Annotated in this window: 1 protein-coding gene; it reads right to left on the bottom strand. The window is 77.8% G+C overall.

Annotated features, from left to right (window positions below; genetic code table 11):
• The coding region (locus JHD80_RS27660; RefSeq protein ID WP_199093818.1) for a hydantoinase/oxoprolinase family protein at positions 1–315 on the bottom strand (315 nt) is incomplete at both ends.

Below are 315 nucleotides of genomic sequence, written 5' to 3'. Positions count from 1 at the left end.
CCCCCCCCCCCCCCCCCCCCCCCCCCCCCCCCCCCCCCCCCCCCCCCCCCCCCCCCCCCCCCCCCCCCCCCCCCCCCCCCCCCCCCCCCCCCCCCCCCCCCCCCCCCCCCCCCCCCTTTTTCACGCACAAGACGGCATACGAGATCGCGCCTAGAGTCTCGTGGGCTCGGAGATGTGTATAAGAGACAGCCCTTGAGCCCGACCTCGTGAATGAGAGCGCCGGCATGCAGCGCGCCGCCGCCGCCGAACGGCATCGCCATGAACCGCGCCGGATCATGGCCGCGTTCGATCGAGACGAGGCGGATCGCGCCGGCC

It is taken from the genome of Allobosea sp. ASV33 (genome assembly GCF_016428755.1).
Taxonomy (GTDB): Bacteria; Pseudomonadota; Alphaproteobacteria; order Rhizobiales; family Beijerinckiaceae; genus Allobosea.
This window is presented reverse-complemented; position numbering and strand designations above follow the sequence as displayed.